This is a genomic window from Modestobacter sp. SYSU DS0657, assembly GCF_054050925.1.
Genome location: NZ_JBJHAG010000021.1, coordinates 15729 through 33174 on the forward strand (window position 1 = coordinate 15729; position 17446 = coordinate 33174).

Here is a 17446-nt window from a genome sequence, read left to right on the forward strand (position 1 = left end):
CTGGGGCCGCGGTCGGCCGGCGGACGACGAGCCGGATGGCCCGTCGCTGGTCGGCCACCGCGGGGTCGCGGTCGGGCCGGGGGTCATGGAACCAGCGGCCGACCCGGGGGTCAACCGCACGTACAGGGTGAGAGTGCGACCGCTCGGGTGGAGCGGTCGACCTCTGCGCTGATCATAGTGATCGTGTCCGACGGTGGCGGGACGGGAGGGGCCGGGGTGGCGTCCGGCCCGGCCCGGATCGCTCAGGAGGCCGCCACCGGGGCCTGGTGGGCCGCGGCGTCGAGCCGGCCGGCGGCCGGGTCACCGCCCCGCCGGGAACGGTCACCCCCCACCAGCCAGCCCGTTCCGCAGGGGGCCACGTGGGCCGTCTCCGGGGTGTCGCCCTCGCGCGGCGACCGCAGTGCGGGTCAGTCCGGCTCGGACGGCTCGGCGTATCGAGGCGTGACCACCGGCCGCAGCGCATCGACCACGAGCAGCTCCACCTGCCGGATCACCACGGCGCCCAGGCGTCGTGTCAACCGGTCGACCGCTCCGTTGGGGATGTTCAGCGCGGTCTCCATCGACTGCGGAGGGCCGATGACCAGCACGGTGTAGGGCTGCTCCACCGGCGTCCCGTCGATGGACAGCTCCCCCGCGTCGCCGGTGACGTCGCTGTCCGGGCCGATCCGGACCCCGTCGATCTGCATGGTCTCCGCGCCGGCAGCGCGCAGCTCGTGGATCACGGTGATCAGCTCGGTGGACCCGATCCGTCCCCCCGGGTCGGAGACGGCCATCTCCAGCCCCGGGCCCTGCGCCGGCAGCGTGCCGTTGAGCAGCCCGAGGGTCCGGGCCCGCTCGCGGGCCTCGGCCAGGGCGGCGGCCGAGGCGCTGTCGGCGTTCCCCAGCTGCTCCTGCACGTCCCGCTGGTCGTCGAGCTGCTGGCGCAACCGCTGCTCGCGCGCGGTGAGGTCGTCGAGGATCCGGACCAGGTCCTCCTCCCGCTGGCCGGCCAGCGCGGCCGCGGTGTCGGCGCTGCGGACCTGCACCGCGAAGGCGAAGCCCAGCAGGAGGGTGAGGACGCTGATCAGGACCGCGGCGACCAGGCCCCGGCGCCCGCGGACGCCCCTCCCCCGCCACGGGGCGGGGAGCGGGTCGGCGGCCGGTGGCCCGCTCCCGGCGGGGGCGCTGCCCGGGACCGGGTCGTCGCCGGCCGGCCGGTCCCCCGTGGTGCCCCCGGTCATGCCCGGAACAGGTGCCGGCGGATCGCCGCCGCGTTGCCGAAGATCCGGATGCCGAGGACGACGACCACCGCGGTGGACAGCTGCGCGCCGACGCCCAACTGGTCACCGAGGAAGACGATCAGCGCGGCGACGACGACGTTGGAGACGAAGGAGACGACGAAGACCTTGGCGTCGAAGATGCCGTCGAACCGGGCGCGCACGCCACCGAAGACCGCGTCCAGTGCGGCGACGACGGCGATCGGCAGGTAGGGCTGCAGCCAGAGCGGGACGCTCGGGTCCAGCACCAGACCCAGCACCACACCGATCGCCAGTCCGATGATCGGGATCACGCGTCAGCCTCCGTCGGTGGGGGTCGATGGCGCGGACGGGCCCGGGCCGGTGGCGGGGTCGAGCACCGTGGCGTGCCGCAGTTCGGCACCGGTGCCGGCCGGCAGGTCGAGGGAGTCCTCCCGGACGTACTCGAACACCAGGCCGAAGTCGAGTGTGTACTGCCCCAGCAGGCTGGCCTCCGGGGTGCTGAGCAGGTCCCGCGCCAGCGTGTCCGGGTCCCCGATCGCCGAGACCTCGTACGGGCTGGCCACCGGCCGGAAGTCGACGAGGATGGCATCACCGGCCTGCCGGATGGCCGAGGTCGGCCCGAGGCGCTGCCCGTTGATGCTGATCGCCTCGGCGCCGACCGACCACAGCGCGTTCACCAGCTGCTGGAGGTCGCGGTCCTGGACGATGCCGCCGAGCTGCACCTCCGCGGACCCGCCGACCGGGTCGCTGTCCGACGGCGGTGGCGCGTTGCCCAGGGTCACCACGACCCCGGGCCCCTCGACCGCCACCGTCCCCGCCTGCTGCTCGGCGACGGCGAGCCGGTCCAGCGCCCGCTGACCGACCACGCTCGCCGCCAGCGCGTCCTCGCGGGCAGCGGTGACCTCCGCGGTCAGCCTCTCCAGCTGGGCGGCCAGCTCGTCGGTGGTGTCCGACTGCTCCAGGATGTCCTCCCGCAGCGCCTGCCGCACCACCTCGCGTCCCTGGGCGCCGGCCGCCGCCTCGCGGTAGGTGACCGCGGCGAGGAAGCCGGCGACGGCCAAGGTGGCGGCGACCAGCACCTGCCCCTTCCGGCGGCGCAGCCACGAGCCGCCGGACCGGGGGTGGGACGCCTCGCGGGCCGCGCGCGTGGCAGCGGCCTCCGCGTAGGAGGGGTCGAGCGTCTCGGCGAGCACCTGGTCCAGCAACGAGGACCCCAGTGACCGCGCCCCGCGCGGTGGGGCGCTCATCCCCGGACTCCGGCGCGCCGGTCGCCGCGCAGCAGGCCGACGGCCTGCACGACGTAGAAGACCCCGGCCAGCACGTAGAGCACGCCACCCCAGATCGTGAGCGCGTAGGCGACCGGGCTGGCCACCGAGGCCAACGCCCCCGCACCGTCGGCCAGCAGCAGCAGGGGGAAGGCGTACAGCAGCAGGAACGTGGCGGCCTTGCCGAGGTAGTGCACCTGCAGCGGCGGCCATCCGGCCCGGCGCAGCACCAGCAGGGTCACCCCGAGCACCACCTCCCGGCCCAGCAGGACGAGGACGGCCCAGAGCGGGACGACGTCGCGCAGCGCGAAGGCCACCAGGGTGGCGACGATGTACAGCCGGTCGGCGGCCGGGTCGAGCAGCGCGCCGAGCCGGCTGGCCTGCCCCAGCCGGCGCGCCAGCTTCCCGTCGGCCCAGTCGGTGAACCCGGCAACCATCAGCACGAGCACGGCCCAGCCGTCGGCCTCGGGGCCCAGCAGCAGCCAGAGGAACACCGGGACGCCCAGCAGGCGCACGACCGAGAGCGCGTTGGGCAGCGTGAACACCCGGTCGCCGAGCTGGTCCCGGTCCCACTGCGCCGCCCGACCGGCCACCGCCGCCGGCCGCGCCGGGACCTCGGCCGCCTGGTCGTCCGCCCTCGTCATCCCCGCTCCCCCTCCACCTCGCGGATCAGGTTAGTGCTCGCCAGCGGCGCTCCCGGCCGCGACCGGCCCGGCTGCTCCCCCCGGGGCACGACCCCCGGGCCCCGGGTGGGTCGTGCCGGGGCGCACCGGGAGGGGTGGACCGTGCCGGTGCGGGTAGGGCGGTGACCATGATCACCGACCGCGCCGCACCGCCCGGCGACGCGAGCTGAGCCGGGCGGGATCCTGGATGACCGGTGGACACCAGCTCGCCCAGAGCAGCGGGCGGGCGTTCGGCGGCGCGTTGCTGTTCGCCCTGCCGCTGCTGATGACGATGGAGATCTGGCGGCTGGGGCTGGCCATCCCGCGGTACCGCCTCGCCCTGCTCCTGGCCGCCACCGTCCTGCTCGTCGTCTTCCTGTCCCAGCACTTCGGCGCCGGCTCCCCGGGGGTCGGCTGGCGCGGGTCGCTGGCCGACGCGGGGGTGGCGTTCGTGATGGCCGCGCTCGCCGCCGCCCTGGTGCTCGGGGTGCTGGCCGTCATCGAGCCGTTGCAGGGCGGGCGCGATGCCCTGTCCGTCATCGCGATCGAGATGCTCCCAGCGGCCGTCGGTGCCTCGTTCGCCCGCAGCCAGCTCGGCGCGGGCAGCCGGCGGGTGCCGACGACGACCTACGGCGGGGAGCTGCTGCTGATGGCGGCCGGCGCGGTCGTCTTCGCGGCCAACATCGCCCCCACCGAGGAGGTCGTCCTCCTGGCCGCGAAGGCCGGTCCCTGGCACCCGGTCGCCCTCGTCGTGCTGTGCCTGCTGCTGATGCACGGCTTCGTCTACTGGGTCGGGTTCCGCGGTCAGGAGCAGGCCCCCGGCGGGGTCCTGCGCTCGTTCCTGACCCTGACCGTCGTCGGCTACGTGATCGCCCTGACGTTGTCGGCGTACCTGCTGTGGACCTTCGGCCGGTTCGACGGGGTGGGCGTGGTGATGGCCGTGACCGAGGCGGTGGTGCTCGCACTGCCGGCGAGCCTGGGCGCTGCCGCGGCCCGGCTGATCCTGTGAGGAGGTGGTGGCCGTGAGCGACGAGGAGGCCCCCGGGGCCGCCGCCGAGGACGAGACCAGCCGGGGCGAGTACGCCCTCGGCGCGCTCGGCGCGCTCGTCGTCCTGCTGGTGCTGGGGTTCCTCGTGCACCAGGCGGTCTTCGTCCGGGACAGCGGCCCGCGCCTGTCGGTCACCACGTCGGTGGCCGAGCAGGTCGGGGACGGCTGGGCGGTGCCGTTCGAGGTGGTCAACGACGGTGGGACGACGGCCGAGCAGGTGCAGGTGACCGGCGTGCTCACCCGCGACGGCGAGGAGGTCCAGCAGGCGACGGCCACGATCGACTACGTCGCACCGCACAGCCGGCAGTCCGGTGCGCTGCTGTTCTCCGTGGACCCGGGCAGCGGCAGCCTGGAGGTCCGGCCGACCGCCTACACGACCCCGTGAGGACGGCGCCCGAGCCGGGGCCTGCGCGTCCCCCCGGGCTGCCCGGTCGCGGTGGGCAGCTCAGGTGAAGGCGCTGACGCCGGTGATGGCCCGGCCGACGACGAGGGTGTTCACGTCGTAGGTGCCCTCGTAGGTGTAGATGGCCTCGGCGTCGGCGAAGAACCGGGCGACGTCGTGGTCGAGCAGCACGCCGTTGCCGCCGACGACCTCCCGCGCTAGCGCCACCGTCTCCCGCATGCGCACCGACGTCCACGACTTCGCCATCGCCGAGTCCTGGTCCCGGTAGACGCCGGCGTCCTGCTGCTGGGCCACGCGCACCGCCATGCCCAGCGAGCCCGTGAGGTTGCCCAGCATCGTGGCGAGCTTCTCCTGCACCAGCTGGAACCCGGCGATCGGCCGCCCGAACTGCACCCGGGAGCCGGCGTACCGCAGCGCGGCCTCGTAGGCCCCGGCCTGCACGCCGGCGGTGAACCAGGCGACGCCCGAGCGCATGGACCGCAGCAGGTCGGCGACGTCGCGGAAGGAGGTGATCCGGGCCAGCCGGTCGTCCTCGGGCACCCGCACCGCGCGCAGCGTGATGTCGGAGTTCTGCACCATCCGCAGCGCCGTCTTGCCGGTGATGGTGGACAGCTCGACCCCGGGCGCGTCCCGTGGCACGAGGAAGGCCTTGACCTGGCCGTCGGCCACGTCGCGGGCCACGACGGCGAGCACGTCGGCGAGGACGGCGCTGCCGATCCAGCGCTTGCGGCCGTCGAGCACCCAGCTGTCCCCGTCCCTCCGGGCGGTCGTCTCCAGCCCGCCGGCCACGTCGGACCCGTGGTCGGGCTCGGTGAGGGCGAAGGCGCCCACGGTGGCGAAGGAGTCGACCCGGGGCAGCCACCGGCGGACCTGCTCGGCGCTGCCGCCGCGCTCGATGGTGGTGCGGAACAGCCCCGACTGGCCGTTGAAGAACGTGGCCAGGGAGGCGTCGATGCGCGCGAGCTCGAAGTTCCGGAACCCGGTGAACAGCGACCGGGGCGCCGTTCCCCCGGAGGTCAGCGCGGGTGGGGCGATGAGGTCGAGGGCGGCCAGCGGTGCCACGAGCTGGGCCGGGAACTCCGCGCGCTCCCAGTACTCCGCCAGCAGCGGTCGCACCTCGGCGTCGAGGAACCGGCGCAGCCGCCACAGCTGGCCGCGCTCCTCCGCGGTCAGCAACGCCTCGTAGTCCAGTGGATCGCAGCCGGCGTACAGCCGCTCCCCCACCGCGACGTCGGTCTCCCGGCCGGCGTGCTCGCCCATCCCTGCTCCCTGCCCCCTCGGCGGCGCCCCGCCATCGGGGCGGGTCCGCTCCACTGTCCACCACCACCCACCGGCCGGTGCGGGGTGGTCCTGGTCGCCGGCGCGGTGGGGCCGGGGACGTCGGATCCGACGGCTGCCCGGCCGTCGTGCACGGTCACGCCGGGCATCGCAGTGGACAGCTCCTCCCGCTCCGGCACGTGTGGCGCCTGCCAGCTCCGGGTCGAGCAGGGCACCGTCCTGCACCGGGACGTGCTGGTGACGTCCGCGGGACAGGAACGGATCACGCTGCCGTGCGTGTCGCGCGCGGACGGCGCCGTCACCGTCGGCCCGGTCTGAGCCCCCGACGACGGCGTGGCGTCGCCGATGTCGGTCTCCTGCGTGTGCCGCCGTCGACGCGGTCCCGGATCCGACGATCGACCACCCCGCCGCTCGGCGGCGGAGTCAGGCCGTGGCCACCCTGGGCACCGTCCTCAACGACTCAGGGTCGGCTCATGGTGGTCAACAGGGTGGTCACACCACCCGGAACAGCAGCAGAGGCCGTTCCCGGTCTTCGGGAACGGCCCCTGCACCTGCGAGTTCTTCTGTCGGGCTGACAGGATTTGAACCTGCGACCCCTTGACCCCCAGTCAAGTGCGCTACCAAGCTGCGCTACAGCCCGAGCTACGGCGCCTTCCGGCCCCGATCGCTGCCGGAGAAGGTTACCGCACCCGGTCCCCCGCCCTGCGTGCCGGGTCAGCCCTTCCGGTCCCGCGCCTTGCTCTCGCGCACCTTGACCGACACGTCGATCGGCGTGCCGTGGAAGCCGAACTGCTCGCGCAGCTTCCGCTCCAGGAAACGCCGGTAGCCGGGCTCCAGGAAACCCGTGGAGAAGACCACGAACCGGGGCGGCCGGATGTCGGCCTGGGTGACGTACTTGATCTTCGGGGCCCGGCCGCCGCGGGCCGGCGGCGGCGTCTCCTGCACCAGCGCCCGGATGAAGGTGTTCAGCTCCGCCGTGGGCACCCGGGTCTCCCAGCCGGCGAGCGCGGTCTTCAGGTGGCCGGCCAGCTTGTTCACGCCCCGGCCGGTCACCGCGGAGATGTTGACCCGGCTGGCCCACTGGACCCGGGCGAGATCGCGGTCGATCTCCCGCTCCAGCTGGGCGTGCCGGTCCTCGTCGAGGGTGTCCCACTTGTTGAAGGCGATCACCAGCGCCCGACCGGCCTCGATCACCTGGGTGATCACCCGCTGGTCCTGCTCGCTGATCACCTCGTCGGCGGCGAGCAGCACGACGGCGACCTCGGCGGCCTCGATCGCGGCCTCGGTGCGCAGGCTGGCGTAGTACTCCGTGCCGCTGGCGGTGTTCACCCGGCGGCGCAGCCCGGCGGTGTCGACGAAGCGCCACTCCTCCCCACCCAGGGTCACGATGGAGTCCACCGGGTCGACGGTGGTGCCGGCCACCGAGTCGACGACCGAGCGCTCCTCCTTGGACAGGCGGTTGATCAGGCTGGACTTGCCGACGTTGGGTCGCCCGACGAGGGCCACCCGCCGCGGACCACCGGTCTCCTCCTGCTCGCGCGGGGCCTCCGGCAGCGCGTCGAGGACCAGGTCGAGCAGGTCGCCGCTGCCCCGGCCGTGCAGCGCGCTCACCGAGAACGGCTCGCCCAGGCCCAGCGACCACAGCTCGGCGGCGTTGGCCTCACCGCGCTCGTCGTCGACCTTGTTGGCCACCAGGATGACCGGCCGGTCGCTGCGCCGGAGCACCCGTGCCGCGGCGAGGTCGGTGTCGGTGACCCCGACGGAGGAGTCGACGACCAGCACGATCACGTCGGCGGTCTTCATCGCGTACTCGGCCTGGCGGGCGATGGAGGCGGCCATGCCGCTGGCCTTCGGCTCCCAGCCGCCGGTGTCCATGACCATGAACGACCGGCCGTTCCACAGCGCCTGGTAGGAGATGCGGTCGCGGGTGACGCCGGGGACGTCCTGCACCACCGCGGCGCGGCGGCCCAGGAACCGGTTGACCAGCGTGGACTTGCCCACGTTCGGCCGGCCGACGACCGCCACCACGGGGAGCGGTCCGGTGTGCTCGACGTCGGTGCCGGCGGGGTCGTTGCCGGCGGGCTCGGTGCCGGCGGGGTCGGTGGTGCTCATGCGGGGTCTCCCACTGCTGTGCTGGCCAGGTCGAGCACGCGCTCGACGACGGCCTCGCGGTCCAGCCCGGTGCTGTCGACGACGATCGCGTCCTCGGCCGGGCGCAGCGGGCTGTCGGCCCGGCTGCTGTCGTACTCGTCGCGGCGCCGGAGGTCGGCCGCGATCTGGGCGATGCGGGCGGGGTCGACCACGCCCAGCTGCCCGGCGCGGCGCTCGGCGCGCACCTCGGGGGCGGCGGTCAGGTAGATCTTGCAGGTGGCCCGGGGCAGCACGACGGTGCCGATGTCCCGGCCCTCGACCACCACGGCGTCGGCCGCGGCGACGAGCGCACGCTGCCGCTCCACCAGCAGCCGCCGCACCGCCGGGACGGCGGACACCGGCGACACCGCCCGGGTCACCTCCGCACCCCGGATGCGCTCGGCCACGTCGACGCCGTCCACCTGCACCAGCTCCGACGCCGCCGAGGTGCCGATGTGGATGTCGGCCGCCGCGACGGCGCGGGCGATGCCGTCGGCGTCGTCCAGGTCGACCCCGGCGTCCAGCACCGCCACCGTCGCCGCCCGGTACATGGCGCCGGTGTCGAGGTAGTCCGCACCCAGCCGGGTCGCGACCGCCCGGGCGACGCTGGACTTCCCGGTGCCGGACGGCCCGTCCAGGGTCACCTGCCCACGGAACCGCAACTCGCCCACTGCTCGCTCCTCGTCCACTGCGCCCGGCTCGCTCACCGCGCTGCTCACCCGTTCCTCGCTGCGCTGCTCGCTCACTGCGCGATGTCCCTGCGCAGCGCGACGGCGCCCCGCAGGTAGACGTGCTGGATCTCCGCCCGGCTCAGCGGGGTGTCGACGTGCGCCATGAGCCGGAGCACCCGCGGCAGCGCGTGCGGCACGGCGATCTCGGTGGCGCACATCAACGGCACGTCCCCCAGTCCCAGCTCGCGGGCGGCCAGCGCGGGGAACTCCGAGACGAGGTCGGGGGTGGCGGTGAACAGGATGCTGATCAGGTCGGGCGACTCCAGCTGGTTGCGCTCCAGCACTGTCGCCACCAGCTCGCGGGTGGCCTCCAGGACCTCGTCCCGGTCGTCGGCGGCCACCTGCGTCGCACCCCGGATGGCTCGGACGGCCACGGCACTCTCCTCGATCGCTTCGGCACGCGGGTCGCCACGCACCTCGGTCGAGTCTAGGGAGGTCGCGCCACCGCACCGGGACGGCCGCCGTCGACGGCCGTCCCGGTGCGCTGCTCAGCCGATCGGGCGGATGCCCCAGCGGCCGGTGGTGGCCTCCCCCGGCTCCAGCCGGCGGACCCCCTCGCCGCTCTGCAGCGCGTTGGGCGGGCAGGTCATCGGCTCCACCGCCAGGCCGCCGCGGCGGCGCGGTCCGGGGACGACGTCGCCGGTGAACACCTGCACGTGGTCGTAGGAGCCGTCCATCCAGACCGCCGCGCCCCGGCCGTCCGGCCCGGTCAGCCGCACCTCGGCGAGCCCGCCCGGGCCGCGCTCGAGGTCGGTGAAGGCGTGGTCGATCCGCAGGTCACCGATGAGCCGGCCCGCGCGCAGGTCGTACTCGGTGCCCTCGACCGGAGCCGAACCGGTCGGGATGCCGCGCTCGTCGGTCTCCAGCCGGGTGGCGCCGGGGGCGACCACCGTGCAGTCGTCGACCCGCAGCCCGGGCCCCGCCGCTAGGTAGGGGTGGTGCCCCTCGCCGTAGGGCAGCGCGGTGTCGCCCTCGTTGGTCGCGGTGGTGGTGACCGTGAGCCCTCCGGGCGACAGCTCGTAGCCGACCCGCAGCCGCAGGGCGAACGGGTAGCCCGGCTGCGGGTGCAGCAGGTGCTCCAGGGTGATCGCGTCGCTCGCGCGCTCGACCACCGACCAGCTGACGAACCGGACCAGCCCGTGGATGGCGTTGGCCACCTCGGGCTCGGTGAGCGGCAGCTGCTGCTCCTGGCCGTCCCAGGTGTAGCGGCCGTCGCGCAGCCGGTTCGGCCACGGGGCGAGCACGTGCCCACGGCCGTACTCGGCCAGCTCGTGCTCGGCGAACCCGTCGACGACGTCCCGGCCGCCGGAGCGGTAGGTGCGCAGCCCCCCGCCCACCTCGACGACGGTCGCCTCCGCCCCGGCGCAGGACAGCAGGTACTGCTGCCCCGTGGGGAGCACCGTCATCCGATGCGCTCGCCGCTCGTGGAGTCGAACAGGTGCACGTGGCCACGCCGCGGGCTGACGTGCAGCAGGTCGCCCTTCTCCGGCGGCGTGCGGCCGTCGGCGCGGGCGATGATGTCGTGCTCCCCGTCGCCCAGCTTGGTGCGCCCGTAGACGTAGGCGTCGGCACCGAGGACCTCGACGACGTCGACCTCGACGGGCAGGCCGTGGTCGGAGAACTCGACGTCCTCGGGCCGGATGCCGACGGTGACCTTGCCGCTGCCGGCCGACTGGCCCAGCACGTCGCGCGGGACCGGGTAGACGGTGTCGCCGAAGGACACCCCGCCGTCGACGACGTCCAGGTCGAACAGGTTCATCGCCGGGGAGCCGATGAAGCCGGCGACGAAGACGTTCTTCGGCTGGTCGTAGAGCTCGCGGGGCTTGCCGACCTGCATGAGCAGGCCGTCCTTGAGCACCGCGACCCGGTCGCCCATGGTCATGGCCTCGGTCTGGTCGTGGGTGACGTAGACGGTGGTGACGCCCAGGCGGCGCTGCAGCGAGGCGATCTGCGTGCGGGTCTGCACCCGGAGCTTGGCGTCCAGGTTCGACAGCGGCTCGTCCATGAGGAAGACCTGCGGGCTGCGGACGATCGCGCGGCCCATGGCGACGCGCTGGCGCTGGCCACCGGAGAGGGCGCGCGGCTTGCGGTCCAGGTAGGGCTCGAGGTCCAGCAGCTTGGCCGCCTCCTCCACGCGGCTGCGGCGCTCCTCCTTGCCGACCCCGGCCATCTTGAGCGCGAAGCCCATGTTGTCCGCGACGCTCATGTGCGGGTACAGCGCGTAGTTCTGGAACACCATCGCGATGTCGCGGTCCTTGGCGGGGACATCGGTGACGTCGCGCCCGCCGATCAGGATGCGCCCGCCGTCGACCTCCTCCAGCCCGGCGAGCATGCGCAGCGAGGTGGACTTCCCGCAGCCCGACGGGCCGACGAGCACGAGGAACTCCCCGTCCTCGATCTCCAGGTTGATCGCGTCCACCGCGGGGCGCTCGGCCCCGGCGTACAGGCGGGTCGCGTGGTCGTAGGTGACAGACGCCATGGTGTGGTCCTCCTACCGGCAGGAACGTGCCGGACGATCCGAGTGGGGTGGGTCACGGTCGTGCTGTGCTGATCATGCACGCCGGGCACGGGGCCCGCGTGCAGCGGTCACACCCGCGTGGCGGTCAGCTCCCGCACCTCGGCGTAGCGCTCCCGCACGTGCGGGACCGGGTCGGCCTCGTAGGTCTCGGTGCTGGTGGTGGGCCACACCGGAGGGGTGTCGCCGCCGGCGAGGGTCCAGGCCGCCTGACGCGCGGCGCCGTCGGCGACGTACTCCCCCGGCGGGGGCACGAGCACCGGGACGCCGAGGACCGCCGGGGCGAGCCGGCGGACCGCCTCGGACCGGGCGCCGCCCCCGACCAGGAGAACCCGGCGGACCGGGTTGCCCAGGGCGGCGATCGCCTCCAGTCCGTCGGCGAGCCCGCACAGCAGCCCCTCGACCGCGGCCCGCGCCAGGTGCGCCGGGTCGCTGGTGGCGAGGGTCAGACCGTGCAACGCCCCGGTGGCGTGCGGGCGGTCCGGCGTCCGCTCCCCCTCGAGGTAGGGCACCATCACCAGCCCGCCGGACCCGGCCGGCGCGGTGAGCGCCAACCGGGAGAGCTCGTCGTGGTCGACCCCCAGCAGCCGGGCGGTGGCGTCCAGCACCCGGGCGGCGTTGAGCGTCACGACCAGCGGCAGGAAGTTGCCGGTCGCGTCGGCGAAGCCGGCGACGGTCCCCGAGGGGTCCGCCGAGGGGGTCGTGGAGACGGTGGAGACCACCCCCGACGTGCCGATGGAGAGGACGACGTCCCCCGGCTCGGCGTTGATGCCCAGCGCCGCGGCGGCGTTGTCACCGCTGCCCGGGCCGAGCACGGCCCCGCCGTCGGCCGCCAGCGCGCCCGCGGCGACCTGCCCGGCGCGCTCGGCCGGGCCGAGCACCCGCGGCAGCGCCGGGACGTGCCCCAGTGCCCGCGCCAGCAGGTCGGTCCGGTACTCCCCGGTGAACGGCGACCAGTAACCGGTGCCGCTGGCGTCGCCCCGGTCGGTGACGAGGGCGTCGAGGCCGTGCTGGTCACCCGCCCCACCACCCCCGCGACGCCCGGCCAGCCGCCAGGTCAGCCAGTCGTGCGGGAGGGCGACCGCCGCCGTCCGCTGGGCGTTGGCCGGCTCGTGCTCGGCGAGCCAGCGCAGCTTGGTGACGGTGAACGAGGCGACCGGCACCAGACCGACCGCCTCGGCCCAGGCCCGGCGGCCGGCGTCGCCGTCCCCACCGACCTCACTGCCGAGCTCGGCGATGAGGTCGGTGGCGGCGCCGGCCGATCGGGTGTCGTTCCACAGCAGCGCGGGGCGGACGACCTGGCCCGCCTCGTCGAGGCAGACCATGCCGTGCTGCTGTCCCCCGACGGCGACCGCGGCGACGTCGCCCAGGCCACCGGCCGAGTCGATCGCCTGCCGCAGCGCCGCCTCCCAGGCGGCGGGGTCGACCTCGGTGCCGTCGGGGTGCGACGCCCGGCCCTCACGGACCAGGGCGCCGCTCTCGGCGTCCCGCACCACGACCTTGCACGACTGGGTCGACGAGTCGACCCCCGCCACCAGCGTCATGACCTACCTCTGCTGCTCTGTGGATCCGGGCGTCAGGTCAGCGGGCGCCGAGCAGGTGCTCGATCATCAGCTGGTCGACCCGGACGACCCCGGCACCCCGCTTGGCGACGGCCTCGGCGTCGAAGTCCTCGAACGCCGAGCGGTCGGCCAGCAGGTCCTCGAAACTCTCGCCCGCGCCGAGGGTGGGCTGCCGCAGCTCGGGCACCCGAGCGGCGGCCAGCGCCTCCTGCACCTCGGGGTCGGCCCGGAAGGCGGCAGCCCGCTCCTTGAGCATCAGGTAGGTGCGCATGTTCGCCGCGGCCGAACGCCACACGCCGTCCATGTCCTCGGTGCGCAGCGGCTTGTAGTCGAAGTGCCGCGGGCCGTCGTAGGCCGGGGCCCCGTCGACGCCGCCGTTCTCCAGCAGGTCGACGGTGGAGAAGGCCTGCAGCAGGTCGCCGTGGCCGAACACCAGGTCCTGGTCGAACTTCGGACCGTGCTGGCCGTTGAGGTCGATGTGGAACAGCTTGCCCGCCCACAGCGCCTCGGCGATCCCGTGGGTGAAGTTCAGGTTCGCCATCTGCTCGTGCCCGGTCTCCGGGTTGAGCCCCACCAGGTGCGAGTGCTCGAGCTTGGCGATGAAGCCCAGCGCGTGCCCGATGGTGGGCAGGAAGATGTCACCGCGCGGCTCGTTGGGCTTGGGCTCCAGGGCGAAGCGCAGGCCGTAGCCGCGGGCCTCGGAGTAGGCGGCCAGGGTGTCGATCGCCTCGGCGTAGCGGTCCAGCGCGGCGATGAGGTCCTTGGCCACGTCGACCTCGGCGCCCTCGCGGCCACCCCACAGCACGTAGGTCTGGGCGCCCAGCTCGGCGGCCAGGTCCATGTTCCGCATGACCTTGCGCATCGCGTAGCGACGCACCTCGCGGTCGTTGGCGGTGAGACCGCCCTCCTTGAACACCGGGTGGGTGAACAGGTTCGTCGTCACCATCGGCACGACCAGGCCGGTCTCGTCGATCGCGGCCCGGAAGCGCTTGATGTGCGCGTCCCGGGCGGCGGTGTCGCTGCCGAACGGGATCACGTCGTCGTCGTGGAAGGTGACGCCGTAGGCGCCCATCTCGGCCAGGCGGTGCACCGACTCGACGACGTCCACCGGCTCACGGGTCGCGGTGCCGAACGGGTCGGCCGCCGGCCAGCCCACGGTCCAGAGACCGAAGGTGAACTTGTCCTCGCGCGTGGGCTTCAGGTCGGTCATCAGGAAGTTCCTCTCGAGAGCAGGTGGATCAGGAGGTGTACCGGGTCACTTGCCGAAGCCGGCCGTCAGACCACCCAGCAGGTAGCGCCGACCGAACAGGTACAGCAGGAAGATCGGGACGACCGACAGCGTGACAGCCGCCAGCAGGCCGGGCACGTTCGTGCCGAACTGGCCCTGGAAGTCCCACAGGCCCAGGGTGAGCACGCGGGTGTCCTTGGACTGGGTGAGCACCAGGGGGAACAGGAAGCCGTTCCAGGCGTTCAGCGCGGTGAACACCGAGATGGTGGTGATCGCCGGCTTGGCCAGCGGGAGCACCAGGCTGCGCAGCACGGCGAAGGGCCCGGCGCCGTCGAGGGTCTGCGCCTCGTAGAGCTCCTTCGGGATGTCCCGCAGGCTGTTGGTCATCACCAGCAGCGCCACCGGCATGGCGTAGGCCGCCGTCGGCAGGATGACGGCCAGCAGGGTGTCGTACAGCTGCATCTGGGTGATGAGCAGGTACACCGGGATGATCGTCGCCTGGGCCGGGATGGCCAGGCCGATCAGCATGAGCGAGAAGCCGCGCTGCACCAGGCGTCCGGTGTTGCGGGCGATGGCGTAGGCCGCCGGCACGCACAGCCCGACCACGATCGCGACCGTGGCGATGGTGACGATGGCGGTGTTGACCAGGTAGGTCGGGAAGCCGCCCTGGAGGACCGTCGAGTAGTTCTCCGCGGTCGGGTCCGCCGGTGGGTTCAGCGGGTTGGTCGACAGGTAGTCCGTCCGGGTCCGGAAGCTCGCCGCCACCAGGTAGTACAGCGGGACGGCGACGATGGCCAGCCACAGGGTGGCCAGGACGCCGGCGAGGTAGTTGGGCTTCTCCCGGCGGCCGCCCGCGCTGCCGCTGCGGCGGGGCGGCCGGGAGGCCGACGAGCCCGCGCTGATGGTCTCCGGGTCGATGGCGGTCTGGGCCACGGTCACGCGCCTTCCTGCTCGCTCTGCATGTTGCGGAAGCCGGTCGCCCTGGTCACGACCAGGGACAGCACACCACCCAGCACGAGCAGGAGCACGGCGATGGCGCTCGCGTAACCGAGCTCGTAGGCGCTGAACCCGGTGATGTACATGTACAGCGGCGCCACGCGGGTCGCCGTGCCGGGACCGCCGCCGGTCAGGATCAGGATCGTGTCGAACGTGGTGAACGAGCCCACCAGCATCAGCACGGACGAGGTGATGACGGTGTAGCGCAGCAGCGGCAGCGTGATCGAGAAGAACTGCTTGAACCGGCCGGCACCGTCGATCGTGGCGGCCTCGTAGAGGCTGGCCGGGATACCGCGGGTGGCGGCTTGGTACAGCAGCGTGTGGAACGGGATGTACTGCCAGCTCACCACGAACACCACGGTGTAGACGACGATCGAGGTGTCACCGAGGAAGTTGAACCGGTCCAGGAACGGCAACGCCTGGGTGACGCCGAAGTTGGTGTCGAGCACCGACCGCCACAGCAGGGCGATGGCGGCGGTGGACAGCAGCAGCGGCAGGAAGAACAGCGTGCTCAGCACCGCCCGGTTCCGCTGCCTGCCGGCCGCCCAGACCCCGATCACCAGCGCGATCGGGGTCTGGACGAGCCAGGACAGGACCATGAACACGAGGGTCAGCCGCAGCGAGGCGAGCGCCTCGCCGTCCTGCGCCAGCCGCGTCCAGTTCTCCGTCCCGGACAGGCCCGGAAAGCCGAAGCCCCTCCAGTCGGTGAAACTGAGGTACACGACCAGCACCATGGGCACCAGTGCGAACAGCCCGAAGAAGAGCAGTGCCGGTGTGGCGTACCAGGCAGACGGTCGTTGCAGACCCGTCTGCACCGATGACCCTCGTGAACTCATGATCTACCGTTCTCGTTCGTTCTCTCAGCCGGCCAGCGCGTCGACGAAGCCCTGCGCGTCGATCTCGCCGAGGAAGAACCGCGACAGCTGCTCCAGCATCTCGTTCGCCTCGTCCGAGGTGAGGTCCTGGTCCCAGGAGAGCTGGAAGTTGTCCGCCTCGACGGTGGAGTCGTACACGAACGTCGCGTGCTCGCCGTTCTCGGTGGCCTCGAGCTGGTCGCGGATGCCCTGGACCGGCGGGACGTCCCCGGCCTCGATGAGGTCGGTGATGTACTCGTCGCTGGTCAGCTGCGTCTCGAGGTACTCGCGGGCCGTCTCCTTGTTGTCGGAGTTGGAAGTCAGCGAGTAGAAGTTCGACACGTTGCCGACCAGGTTCGACGGGTCACCCGCGCCGCCCTCGATCGCCGGGAACTCCGTCCAGCCGAGGTCACCGGCGGCGACGAAGTCCGGGCTCTGGTCCAGCTGGTTGGTGTACTCCCACGAGCCCATCAGGTGGAAGCCCGCGTCGCCCTGGGCGAGGATCGTCGAGGCGCCGCCGACGTCGTAGCCGACGGAGGCGAAGTCGGTGCCGAAGGCACCGCGCTCGATGAACTCCTGCAGCAGCGTCATGGCCTCGAGGACCTCGGGCTGCTCCCAGCCGCCGGCCTGGTCGTCGCGGATGTTCTGGAAGACCTCCGGCCCACCGACGCGGTCGAGCAGGTACTCGGCCCACATCAGCTCGGTCCACGCCTGGTTGCCGGCCAGGGCGACCGGGGTCTTGCCCGCGGCCTTCAGCTGGTCGACCGCGGTCAGCATCTCGTCCCAGGTGGTCGGGACGGTGGCGCCGGCCTCGTCGAGGACCGCCTGGTTGTAGTAGAGGAACACCGGCTGCATGCCGCGCATCGGCAGGCCGTAGTTCGCTCCGTCCAGCTCCGCGCCGGCGAGGACGCTGGGCAGGAAGGCCTCGCGCAGGTCGGGGTTCTCGTCGAGCAGCCCGGTCAGGTCCTCGACCTCACCGGCGTCGACGTACTCCTTGAGGTTCCCGCCGCCCCAGTTGAAGAAGAGGTCCGGCGCGGTCGGGCTGCCGATCGCGATGCGGAGCCGCTGCTTGTACGGGTCGTTGCCGAACGTCGTGAGGTCGGCCTCGCCGCTCTCGGACTGCTCGTTGAAGCGCTCGATGGAGCCCTCGAGGATGGGCTGGAGCGCAGCATCCTGCAGCGCCCAGATCTGGGTGGTGCCACCACCACCGCCACCATCACCGCCGCCGGGGCCGGAGGACCCGCAGGCGGCCATGGAGCCGATGAGAACGAGGGACGTGGCCGAGACGGCCACACGGGTCAGACGCCGGGATGTCATCCCACGCACCTTCCTGTTTCGTCGTTGAAAACCGAAAGTTTCGGGCAGTTGCGAGAACGTAAGACACGCCACGATGCGTGTCAACGACGGGGCCGCGGCACGACGGAACGGTGTCCAAGCCGTGACATTCGCCTCGATCGGGGTCAGTCTGCACCCCCTCGGACGACCCGCTGCGGCTGGGGAGTTTCGATAATTGCCGAGCAGTGGCTAGCATCCGAC

General features: G+C 73.1%; 17 protein-coding genes and 1 tRNA gene. 2 read left to right on the forward strand and 16 right to left on the reverse strand.

The window, feature by feature from the left end:
- Positions 1-407: 407 nt before the first annotated feature.
- Genes ACI79A_RS13865 through ACI79A_RS13880 form a run of 4 tightly spaced genes read right to left on the reverse strand, consistent with a single transcriptional unit; the run spans position 408 to position 3147 of the window.
- Complete coding sequence (locus ACI79A_RS13865; RefSeq protein WP_457084084.1) at positions 408-1220, reverse strand: DUF881 domain-containing protein; 813 nt, start codon at positions 1218-1220, stop codon at positions 408-410.
- The gene (locus ACI79A_RS13870) at positions 1217-1549 is read right to left on the reverse strand and encodes a small basic family protein (protein ID WP_457069902.1); all 333 of its coding nucleotides are present in this window, start codon (positions 1547-1549) and stop codon (positions 1217-1219) included. Before ACI79A_RS13870 ends, ACI79A_RS13865 begins: the two co-directional genes overlap by 4 nt.
- 3 nt (positions 1550-1552) lie before the next feature.
- Positions 1553-2485, reverse strand: coding sequence for a DUF881 domain-containing protein (locus ACI79A_RS13875; RefSeq protein WP_457084086.1), 933 nt, complete (start codon positions 2483-2485; stop codon positions 1553-1555).
- The gene (locus ACI79A_RS13880; RefSeq protein ID WP_457084088.1) at positions 2482-3147 is read right to left on the reverse strand and encodes a CDP-alcohol phosphatidyltransferase family protein; all 666 of its coding nucleotides are present in this window, start codon (positions 3145-3147) and stop codon (positions 2482-2484) included. Before ACI79A_RS13880 ends, ACI79A_RS13875 begins: the two co-directional genes overlap by 4 nt.
- Positions 3148-3373: 226 nt before the next feature.
- Here ACI79A_RS13880 and ACI79A_RS13885 point away from each other — a divergent pair, with 226 nt between their 5' ends.
- Together ACI79A_RS13885 and ACI79A_RS13890 are read left to right on the forward strand one after the other, a co-directional pair.
- Complete coding sequence (locus tag ACI79A_RS13885) at positions 3374-4174, forward strand: TIGR02587 family membrane protein (protein ID WP_457084090.1); 801 nt, start codon at positions 3374-3376, stop codon at positions 4172-4174.
- A 13-nt stretch (positions 4175-4187) separates the two neighbouring features.
- Positions 4188-4598: a hypothetical protein gene (locus ACI79A_RS13890; RefSeq protein WP_457084092.1), complete on the forward strand. Its 411-nt coding sequence runs from the start codon at positions 4188-4190 to the stop codon at positions 4596-4598.
- 60 nt (positions 4599-4658) lie between these two features.
- On the opposite strand, the gene ACI79A_RS13895 is transcribed toward ACI79A_RS13890, so the two are convergent.
- The 12 genes from ACI79A_RS13895 to ACI79A_RS13950 all read right to left on the reverse strand — a co-directional run bounded on the left by ACI79A_RS13895 (position 4659) and on the right by ACI79A_RS13950 (position 17227).
- Positions 4659-5876, reverse strand: coding sequence for an acyl-CoA dehydrogenase family protein (locus ACI79A_RS13895; protein WP_457084094.1), 1218 nt, complete (start codon positions 5874-5876; stop codon positions 4659-4661).
- 584 nt (positions 5877-6460) lie between these two features.
- Positions 6461-6534, reverse strand: a tRNA-Pro gene (locus ACI79A_RS13900).
- Positions 6535-6608: 74 nt separating this feature from the next.
- A complete protein-coding gene (gene der, locus ACI79A_RS13905; protein WP_457084096.1) occupies positions 6609-8006 on the reverse strand; it encodes a ribosome biogenesis GTPase Der in 1398 nt (465 codons plus the stop codon).
- A complete protein-coding gene (gene cmk, locus ACI79A_RS13910) occupies positions 8003-8770 on the reverse strand; it encodes a (d)CMP kinase (protein WP_457084098.1) in 768 nt (255 codons plus the stop codon). Before cmk ends, der begins: the two co-directional genes overlap by 4 nt.
- Positions 8767-9129, reverse strand: coding sequence for a chorismate mutase (aroH, locus tag ACI79A_RS13915; RefSeq protein ID WP_457084100.1), 363 nt, complete (start codon positions 9127-9129; stop codon positions 8767-8769). The genes cmk and aroH overlap by 4 nt, the downstream gene beginning before the upstream one ends.
- A gap of 114 nt (positions 9130-9243) precedes the next feature.
- Complete coding sequence (locus ACI79A_RS13920; protein WP_457084102.1) at positions 9244-10161, reverse strand: aldose 1-epimerase family protein; 918 nt, start codon at positions 10159-10161, stop codon at positions 9244-9246.
- A complete protein-coding gene (locus tag ACI79A_RS13925; RefSeq protein WP_457084104.1) occupies positions 10158-11234 on the reverse strand; it encodes an ABC transporter ATP-binding protein in 1077 nt (358 codons plus the stop codon). The genes ACI79A_RS13920 and ACI79A_RS13925 overlap by 4 nt, the downstream gene beginning before the upstream one ends.
- 107 nt (positions 11235-11341) lie before the next feature.
- The gene (xylB, locus tag ACI79A_RS13930; protein ID WP_457084106.1) at positions 11342-12814 is read right to left on the reverse strand and encodes a xylulokinase; all 1473 of its coding nucleotides are present in this window, start codon (positions 12812-12814) and stop codon (positions 11342-11344) included.
- A gap of 37 nt (positions 12815-12851) precedes the next feature.
- Complete coding sequence (gene xylA / locus ACI79A_RS13935; RefSeq protein WP_457084108.1) at positions 12852-14042, reverse strand: xylose isomerase; 1191 nt, start codon at positions 14040-14042, stop codon at positions 12852-12854.
- 45 nt (positions 14043-14087) lie between these two features.
- A complete protein-coding gene (locus tag ACI79A_RS13940; RefSeq protein WP_457084110.1) occupies positions 14088-14999 on the reverse strand; it encodes a carbohydrate ABC transporter permease in 912 nt (303 codons plus the stop codon).
- Positions 14996-15871: a carbohydrate ABC transporter permease gene (locus ACI79A_RS13945; protein ID WP_457084112.1), complete on the reverse strand. Its 876-nt coding sequence runs from the start codon at positions 15869-15871 to the stop codon at positions 14996-14998. Before ACI79A_RS13945 ends, ACI79A_RS13940 begins: the two co-directional genes overlap by 4 nt.
- Positions 15872-15916: 45 nt before the next feature.
- Positions 15917-17227, reverse strand: a complete 1311-nt coding sequence (locus ACI79A_RS13950; protein ID WP_457084114.1) for an ABC transporter substrate-binding protein — start codon at positions 17225-17227, stop codon at positions 15917-15919.
- Positions 17228-17446: the final 219 nt, after the last annotated feature.

Coding starts and splice junctions, on each gene's coding strand:
- ACI79A_RS13925 (WP_457084104.1), bottom strand. CDS start 11,234: ATGGCGTCTGTCACCTACGACCACGCGACCCGCCTGTACGCCGGGGCC.
- ACI79A_RS13875 (WP_457084086.1), bottom strand. CDS start 2,485: ATGAGCGCCCCACCGCGCGGGGCGCGGTCACTGGGGTCCTCGTTGCTG.
- ACI79A_RS13885 (WP_457084090.1), top strand. CDS start 3,374: ATGACCGGTGGACACCAGCTCGCCCAGAGCAGCGGGCGGGCGTTCGGC.
- ACI79A_RS13950 (WP_457084114.1), bottom strand. CDS start 17,227: ATGACATCCCGGCGTCTGACCCGTGTGGCCGTCTCGGCCACGTCCCTC.
- ACI79A_RS13895 (WP_457084094.1), bottom strand. CDS start 5,876: ATGGGCGAGCACGCCGGCCGGGAGACCGACGTCGCGGTGGGGGAGCGG.
- ACI79A_RS13880 (WP_457084088.1), bottom strand. CDS start 3,147: ATGACGAGGGCGGACGACCAGGCGGCCGAGGTCCCGGCGCGGCCGGCG.
- ACI79A_RS13865 (WP_457084084.1), bottom strand. CDS start 1,220: ATGACCGGGGGCACCACGGGGGACCGGCCGGCCGGCGACGACCCGGTC.
- xylB (WP_457084106.1), bottom strand. CDS start 12,814: ATGACGCTGGTGGCGGGGGTCGACTCGTCGACCCAGTCGTGCAAGGTC.
- xylA (WP_457084108.1), bottom strand. CDS start 14,042: ATGACCGACCTGAAGCCCACGCGCGAGGACAAGTTCACCTTCGGTCTC.
- ACI79A_RS13920 (WP_457084102.1), bottom strand. CDS start 10,161: ATGACGGTGCTCCCCACGGGGCAGCAGTACCTGCTGTCCTGCGCCGGG.
- der (WP_457084096.1), bottom strand. CDS start 8,006: ATGAGCACCACCGACCCCGCCGGCACCGAGCCCGCCGGCAACGACCCC.